The organism is Natronomonas sp., assembly GCF_046710025.1.
Classification (GTDB): domain Archaea; phylum Halobacteriota; class Halobacteria; order Halobacteriales; family Haloarculaceae; genus Natronomonas.
In genome coordinates this window covers 1-7,396 of the sequence record NZ_JBKEGK010000125.1, presented here as the reverse complement: position 1 = coordinate 7,396, position 7,396 = coordinate 1, and the positions used below count along the sequence as shown (strand labels likewise).

The window sequence follows — 7,396 nt, the reverse complement described above, 5'->3', positions numbered from 1 at the left end:
GAGGTGCTCGCCGACAGCGGCGTGACGGCAGCCGCCTGCGTGGCGAAGACTAGCCCGCTGACTACCAACACGGCGGCTGCGAACGCCTCGACGGTGTGGGCCTGCCCGCGCATACTACCACACCCTCACCGTCAGCCGGTACGGGTCGCCCTCTATCGAGACGGTCCGTGTCGCCACGGCGACGTCGGTTGGGACCGACCCGGAGTTCGATTTGGTCAACTCGATATCGTCCGGCTCATCGAGGGGCGTTGCTGGGGTGTCGACCGAGGCGTTGAGATCGTGAATGGTGACGTTGTAGTTTCTGTTCGTGACTGCAGGGATATCGTTACTGTCGAGATATTCCCCCGTGGAGCACTTGTCGTCGCCGCCACCGAAGAACGCTATCAAACAGCTGGCCGACAGAACCCCCGGTTCGGCCGTCGAAGCGGCCAACACGTCGGCCGAGAGCGTCGTTGCGGCCCGGTCGGCGACGACGAGTTTCGTTCCGGACCCGCCCGCGAAGGGATCGAACATCGTCGGCGCGTAGGCGAGGACGAACAGCACGGTCACGAGGAAGACGCCCATCGCGACGGCGAAATCGAGCATCGTCTGGCCGCGGTCGCGATCGCGGACGGTCCGATCCGGTTCGCGTTCGATCATACGAACATGAACACCACCAGCGCGAGCGTCGGCAGGACAACGACGAATTTCAGGCTCGCGAGCACGCTGACCTCGCGGATGTATCCGGCGATGACTCCGGAGATGATCCCCTGGAGCGTTACGGCGTGGAAGAACAGCATGGTCAACTCGTCGATGTTGAGGCCGCCACCGAACCCGCCGCCGGCGCCCGGACCCCCGCCGCCGCCCGATCCGGCCTGATCGACGAGACCGGCCATCGTATCGAGGAATTCGACCTTCAGAAGCGCCATCACGCCGAGCAAGGTGATGTACGTCATGATGATGATGACCATCTGCATCCGGGTTTTTGACTTCCGGTCGCGCTCGATGTCGTCCTGATTTTCGGAGGCCTGCGCAGCCGTCGAGAGCACCTGTGTGATCTGACTCGACGCCTCCTGGGCCTTCGAAATGAGTTTGACTGTCCGGGCGAGCCGCGGGATGTGGTACGCGTTGTTGAACTCCCGGAGAGCGGTTCGAAGGCTCGTCCCGTAGTTCACCTTCGCGTACATCACCCGGAATTCGTTTGCGAGACGCCCCGAAGACGTGTCCGCAACGACTTTCAGCGACTCAAGCAGCGTCATGCCGGTGTCGTTCGCACTTGAGAGTTTCCGGAGGTTGTCGGAGAGATTGTTCGTGATCGCCCGCCGTGAGCGGACGTTCCACTCGTGGAACACCGTCAGCGGGATGAGCGTGAGATACAACGGCACGTACACCCAAATGAACGTCCCCCTGATCGGCGCGGCCATCATCGGTTCCAGCGCCGTTGGCGCGATTCCCGACCGGACGGCAGTCACGACCAACACGGCCGACACCGGCACAGTGATCGCAAGCGTCGACAGCGGGTATTCCCGGAAGAAATGGTGCGGTTTCCGGAGGATCGACAGCGTCATGTGTGTACCCTCTCGGGACTTGATCCGATCGAAAACCGGATAGCGCCCCGCATAGGCGCCAGCTACTCCGAGTGCGAACATCCCTTTCGAATCTTCCGCCGTCCCGTCCTCAGTCCGCAAGTAGCCGTCGCCGATCTCGTCGGGGACGACCGTGGAAACGAGCACGAGGAAGCCGATGCCCAAAAGCGGGATCAGTCCGTAAACCGTTCCGTACAGAAGCGAGCTCTGCGCCTCCCCGAGCATCGACATGATGACCAGAATGATGATCAAAAGCAGCGGGAACAGAGAGAGTGTCATGTACATCTCCCCGAACAGTTCGAGCGTCTCGAGTACCGTCTCCTGTTCCTGCCGCGAGGTCCGCATCTGCTTTTCTTTTTGATCCTCGAGGAACCGCTCCATGTCGCCCCCCGAGTTGATTATCGAGAGCATATCGGTGAGAAACTGGCTGAGATCCTCGGAGGGGGTCTGCAGCGCCTGGTTCCGCACTGCAGTCCGGTAATCGGTGTCGAAGTACTCCGTCTCGAGGACGATCGACTGGAACTCCTTTGCGACCTCGCCGTAGGTGTCGTCGGCCCGAGCCATCGCCTCGAGGATCTCGAGTTGGTTGAGGCCGCCGACGGACAGCGCGTACATGAACGAGACCGAATCGGAAAGCAACACGTTGATTTCCCGCTTGCGGGCGTCCGCGGTCAGGTAGGGCCTGGCGACCATCCCGCCGAATCCCGCCCCGAACCCCAACGCGCCGAAGAGGATCCCCGAGGAGAAGATCAAAAACGGAAGTTTCAGCGCGTTTACCGTCGAAAGGTACGGTTCGGGGAGCGGCAACCCGAGCAGTAGCGGCGGGTCGGTGATAATGAAGGTAACGAGCGCCCATCCGAGGACGGTCCCGACCGCCCAGAGCGCCCCCCCGACGAAAACGCCGAGGGCGAGCGATATCGAGAGGTAGAATTCGACCGTCCGTGGGATCCGCGCCTCGGCCAGTTTGCGCTCGAGGTCACCGACAAAGTCGCTGTTCTCGTCGAAGAGCCGCTGGTACAGCGGGTAGAACACGTCCGCAAGCGCGTCAGTCCCCGACTTTGCGGGGGCAGATCGGACGCTCATGACGCCCAGTCGTCTCCGTCATCGAAGTCGTAATCGTCGGCAGAGGGCTGATCCGCAGACTCCGACTCCGCCGACGTTCCCGGGCCAGCGGTGTCTGACTGTCCCGTCCCGCGTCCGCCATCGGTCGTCGCTGCGTCGTCCGAGTCGACCGCGCTCGCGTTTCCATCGGTCGGGTCGAAGTCGATGCCGGCGGCATCGATCGCCCCGGAGGTACCCTCCTGTTGTGGGCCGAGCACCTCGACATCGTCGACGGCCTCGATGTCGAGCGCGTCGACGACTCCGTTCGCAATCTCGCCGCTGCGGTACTCATCGAGGAGCGGTTCGGCCTCTTCGAGTATGTCCGCTGTCTTTTCGAGCATCTCGTCGCTCGCCTCGGGGCGCGGGACCATCGCCTCCTTTTCGGGATCGATGTCGATTTCGACGGATTCCATTTCCCTGAGATCCTCGAGAGATCGTTCGAGATGCCCTCTCGCGATGAGCGTGAGAATCGTCTCCGGATCGTTGATGAACGCCTGTAGCGTCGCCGCGACCTGCGTGTACGTACTGAGTCCCTCGTGTATCAGGTACGCGAGCACAATTTCGTGCTGGAAGATCTCCTCGTCGAGTTCCGCCTGTGACCACCCCCGATCGAAGGCGATGGTGTCAAGCGTACTCGAATCACCCATGCTGAGGAACGAGTCGCTTTGGGCCTGCCACTGGTATACGTCCTTGACGTTGATCTCGTCGTTCTCGGGATCGTAGTGGTTGATCTCCGTGATCGATTTCGTTCGTCGAACCTTATCGCCCCTGATTCGGGTCTGGCTCTGGACCGAGACAAGATCCAGCGCCGTGAACATTGTCTTCGAGACGTTGATCGGATCGGTCGTGAACCGTTTTATAACCTCTCCGACGGAATCCGCGTGGAACGTCGTTAGTGTCGTGTGACCGGTCGACATAACTTGGAACAGCGTTCGGCCCTCCTCGCCACGGATCTCGCCCATGACGATGTATTCGGGGCGCTGTCGGAGGGCGGCTTCCAACAGGTCGAACTCGTCGACATCCCCTTTGTCGTCGTCGCCGAACGAGGGCCTCGTGACGCTCGCGATCCAGTTCCGCTGTGGCAACTCAACCTCGCGGGTGTCTTCGATAGAGACGATCTTCGCCTTGCTCGGAATAAAAAGCGAAACGGCGTTCAGCGAGGTTGTCTTTCCCGAGGCCGTCCCGCCGGCGAAGACGAGCGATTTCTGATTCTCGATGCTGAGCCACAGGAACGCCATCTGTTCGAGCGAGAAGGTGTTCCAGTTGATCAGGTCGACCGGCGTGTGCGGGACCTCCTTGAACTGCCGAATCGTATAGTTCGTTCCGTGATCCGAGACCTCTCGCCCGAGTGTCAGTTGCGCACGCGACCCGTCCGGCAGTGTTGCGTCGACCTGCGGGCTCCGCTTCGAAATTCCTTTTCCGGAGCGCTGGGCGAGTTTGACAACGAACTCGTCGAGTTCTTCGGTGCCGTGATAGATGTTCGTGATGATCTGTTCGTACTCGGAGTGATACACGAAGACGGGCGAATCGTACCCGTCACAGGAGATGTCCTCGACGTTGATGTCGTGTTTGATGCCGTCGATCCGCTCGAAGCCGAGGAAATCCCGCTTGAGGAAGTAAAACAGCTTCTCGATTTGGTGTTCGGTGAGCGTCCTCGAACCGTCCTCCAGAACGGCGGGTTCGGGGCGAGCGGCGATCCCATGAAGCTCCCGAGTTACATCGTTGCCACCGTCGTCGCTGAGACTCCCGTCGCCTTCGAGTCCCAGGCGTTCGCGGACCGGGTCGAGCAGCTCGCTCGCCTCCCGGATTGGGTCGAGTAGCCCGCCGTTATCCGAGTCCGTCCCGTCAGCATAGAGGTCGTATCGATCGAGTAACTCGTGCGTCTGCGTCTCGATGACCTGCTCGCGGGCGTCCTCGCCTTCCTGCATAACAACCTCGTCGTTGGAGTATTTGATCGAGGTTTTGAGTTTTCTGACGAGAAACTCCCGAAGGTCGGTTTCCAACGGGGTGAGGTGCGGCTCGACGAGGTAGTACTTGTTTTCGTTTTCTTTCTCGGAGTGAAAGATCACGACGAACGTGTCGGGTTTGTTGACCCAGTACCGATCGACCTCCTGAAAATGGCTCTTTTTTTCCTGCGGGACTGTCCGTTCGAGATCGTATCGGGTGACGACAGTCGTCGTGCCGTCGTCATTCGAAAAGAACGCGTCCTCGTCGAGATCAGGGTCGGTCCGGACGGTTCGTTCCTCGACACGGGCATCTAGAGCGGCGGCGGCGTCGCTCCCGGCCTCGAGGTGTCTGCGGAGCTCCGCTGGCGAAATCTCGGCGGCAGGCGCGTCTTCGCTGACATCGTCGCCAGTACCGGCCGCGGCGTTGCCCCCGGAGTTGCGTTCAGGGTCGGTTTTTGACGTGGCTTCGGGATCTCCGGATGCTTCGTGGCCCCCGGAGCGGTCATCCTCCGCTTGTTCGGGCTTCTCGGATGGCGGCGATGCTGGCGTCGCCTCGGCGTTGCCACCGTCCGAGTCACCGGTCGACATATGTGTTATTCCGCGCTATCGCTGAAAAAGAGTTCCCCCAGAATCGATTCGCGAAACCACAAGACGTGTTACTGACCGTACTCGGAAGAATACGCGGGCGTTACGTCGACGAGACGAACCGCTCGAGTCGATCCATCGCTTCCCGGAGTTCTTCCAGCCCCGTCGCGTACGACGCCCGGAGGTGGCCTTCGGCGCCGGCCCCGAAGGCGCTTCCGGGCACCATCGCGACCGACTCCGCCTCGAGGAGGTCCTCGGCGAACCGCTCGGCGTCATCGCCGGGACACTCCGGAAAGACGTAGAAGGCGCCGGTCGCTTCGAAGCAGTCGATTCCCATCTCCTCGAACCGTGAAAGGACGAAGTTCCGGCGACGGTCGTACTGCGAACGCATCTCCTCGACGTCCTCGCGACAGTTCCGGAGCGCCTCGATACCCGCGTGTTGGGCGGTCGTCGGAGCCGACAGCATCGTGTACTGGTGGACCCTGTTCATCGCCGCGATGACTTCCTCGGGGGCCATCGCGTAGCCGAGGCGGAGTCCCGTCATCGCGTACGCCTTCGAGAACCCGTTGAACACGATGGTTCGCTCGCGCATCCCGTCGAGTTCGGCGATTGAAACGTGCTCGCCCTCGTAGGTGAGGTCGGCGTAGATCTCGTCGGAGAGGACATCAACGTCGTGCTCCCGACAGAAGGCGGCGACTTCGGCCAGTTCCGATCGGTCCATCGTCGCCCCCGTCGGGTTGTTCGGGTAGCAGTAGACGAGCAGGTCGGCCGATTCCGCGCCCGCCGCGCGGAGCGCCTCCGGCGTGAGTATGAACTCGTCCTCGACGCGCGTCGGCACGTCGAGTACCTCCCCGCCGGAGAAGGTGACACCAGGAGTATAAGAGACGTAACACGGCTGAGCGACGGCGACGGTGTCGCCGGGATCGACCAGCGCGCGGAAGGCGAGGTCGATTGCCTCGCTCGCTCCGGCGGTGACGAGGACTTCGTCGTCGGGGTCGTACTCGAGGTTCCACCGGCGGGCGTCGGCGGCGATCGCCTCGCGGAGTTTCCGTTTGCCGCGGTTGGCGGTGTAGGATGTCTGTCCACGCTCCAACGCGGTGATCGCGGCCTCCCGAGCCGACCACGGGGCCGAGAAGTCCGGCTCGCCGACGCCGAGCGAGATCACGTCGTCCATCTCCTCGGCGAGTTCAAAGAAGCGTCTGATCCCCGAGGGGGGGACGTCGGCGACCCGCTCGGAGGGTTCCAGCGTCATGGGGTGACCGAGAGACGATCGTCGTCGTCCCCGTCGTCGAAGCGGTGGCCGCCCTGTTTGTACGTCTCCATGATGTAGTGGGTGACCGTCTGGGTGATCTCCGGGATCGGGGCGACCTTGTCGCTGATGAACCGTGAGACCTCCCGCATGTTCTCGCCCTCGACTTCGAGGGCGAAGTCGTAGTCGCCGGAGACGAGCCGGAGGCCTTGGACCTCCCGAAAGCCCGCGACCCGCTCGGCGACGTCCCGGTAGCTCGTCTCGCGGTCTAGAGTTACGTTGAGTTCGACGTGGGCCTGCACCCGGTCGTCGCTGACGGCGTCCCAGTCGACGACCGCGGTGTACCCCTGAATGATGCCCTCGGCCTCAAGTTCGGCAATCGTCTCCTCGATGGTCGCCTCGGAGAGCCCGGTGAATCGGGCGAGATCCGCCGTCGAATACCGGGCGTTCTCACACAGAAGCTCCAACAGTTCGTCGGCGTGCTCCATACACTAGAAGGCGGTAGCGCGAACTAAAACGTTGCGAGCCGCGGAAGGCCGGAGGCCCTGCCGGGTTGGCCGGCATAATCTCTCATCTTAATATAATGATTCTTTATGCGGGTAGGCATATAAGGTCATGGGTTGACAATTTATCTCTCGATACTATTATTATGCCCCGTCTCGTCGGAGGAGATATGCATCAACACGCGTTGCGGACCGCGATGACCCTGTACGAGGGTGGAACGCTGGATCTGTCGACAGCCGCGAACCAGGCTGGCGTCTCCCCGGACCGCCTCCGCCGGGCCGTCCAACGCGCCGGCGGTTCCGTTCCCACGCCCGAGGTTGACGCCGGCCGGGTCGCCGTCGGCGCCGACTGATACGGTACATCGAACCGCGACGGCTCTGACGGTCCCCGGACGCGATCCGAACCGACTTATATACCCGTGTCGAACGCCCGCCGTGACACGCCGA

At 62.1% G+C, this 7,396-nt stretch carries 5 protein-coding genes and 1 pseudogene; 1 reads left to right on the top strand and 5 read right to left on the bottom strand.

Going from position 1 to position 7,396, the window contains the following annotated elements; all coding sequences use genetic code 11:
• Positions 1-114: 114 nt before the first annotated feature.
• The 5 genes and pseudogenes from ACI944_RS09395 to ACI944_RS09375 all read right to left on the bottom strand — a co-directional run bounded on the left by ACI944_RS09395 (position 115) and on the right by ACI944_RS09375 (position 6,934).
• Positions 115-639, bottom strand: coding sequence for a hypothetical protein (locus tag ACI944_RS09395; RefSeq protein WP_411718785.1), 525 nt, complete (start codon positions 637-639; stop codon positions 115-117).
• Positions 636-2,648 (bottom strand): type II secretion system F family protein, encoded by a 2,013-nt coding sequence (locus ACI944_RS09390; protein WP_411718784.1) that lies wholly within the window; start codon positions 2,646-2,648, stop codon positions 636-638. The genes ACI944_RS09395 and ACI944_RS09390 overlap by 4 nt, the downstream gene beginning before the upstream one ends.
• 20 nt (positions 2,649-2,668) lie before the next feature.
• Positions 2,669-5,050, bottom strand: a pseudogene (locus ACI944_RS09385) (type II/IV secretion system ATPase subunit); the annotation flags it as partial.
• A gap of 250 nt (positions 5,051-5,300) precedes the next feature.
• The gene (locus ACI944_RS09380) at positions 5,301-6,449 is read right to left on the bottom strand and encodes a pyridoxal phosphate-dependent aminotransferase (RefSeq protein ID WP_411718783.1); all 1,149 of its coding nucleotides are present in this window, start codon (positions 6,447-6,449) and stop codon (positions 5,301-5,303) included.
• Positions 6,446-6,934 carry an Lrp/AsnC family transcriptional regulator gene (locus ACI944_RS09375; RefSeq protein WP_411718782.1) on the bottom strand — a complete coding sequence of 163 codons (489 nt, stop codon included), beginning with the start codon at positions 6,932-6,934 and terminating at the stop codon, positions 6,446-6,448. The genes ACI944_RS09380 and ACI944_RS09375 overlap by 4 nt, the downstream gene beginning before the upstream one ends.
• A gap of 185 nt (positions 6,935-7,119) precedes the next feature.
• Between ACI944_RS09375 and ACI944_RS09370 the strand changes: the two genes are divergently transcribed.
• Entirely contained in the window at positions 7,120-7,302 is a 183-nt protein-coding gene (locus ACI944_RS09370; protein WP_411718781.1) for a hypothetical protein, read from the top strand.
• The last annotated feature ends 94 nt before the right edge of the window (positions 7,303-7,396 follow it).

What these genes read in the sequence shown, in the direction of transcription:
- ACI944_RS09380 (WP_411718783.1), bottom strand. Translation starts at nt 6,449, where the DNA reads ATGACGCTGGAACCCTCCGAGCGGGTCGCCGACGTCCCCCCCTCGGGG.
- ACI944_RS09375 (WP_411718782.1), bottom strand. Translation starts at nt 6,934, where the DNA reads ATGGAGCACGCCGACGAACTGTTGGAGCTTCTGTGTGAGAACGCCCGG.
- ACI944_RS09370 (WP_411718781.1), top strand. Translation starts at nt 7,120, where the DNA reads ATGCATCAACACGCGTTGCGGACCGCGATGACCCTGTACGAGGGTGGA.
- ACI944_RS09395 (WP_411718785.1), bottom strand. Translation starts at nt 639, where the DNA reads ATGATCGAACGCGAACCGGATCGGACCGTCCGCGATCGCGACCGCGGC.
- ACI944_RS09390 (WP_411718784.1), bottom strand. Translation starts at nt 2,648, where the DNA reads ATGAGCGTCCGATCTGCCCCCGCAAAGTCGGGGACTGACGCGCTTGCG.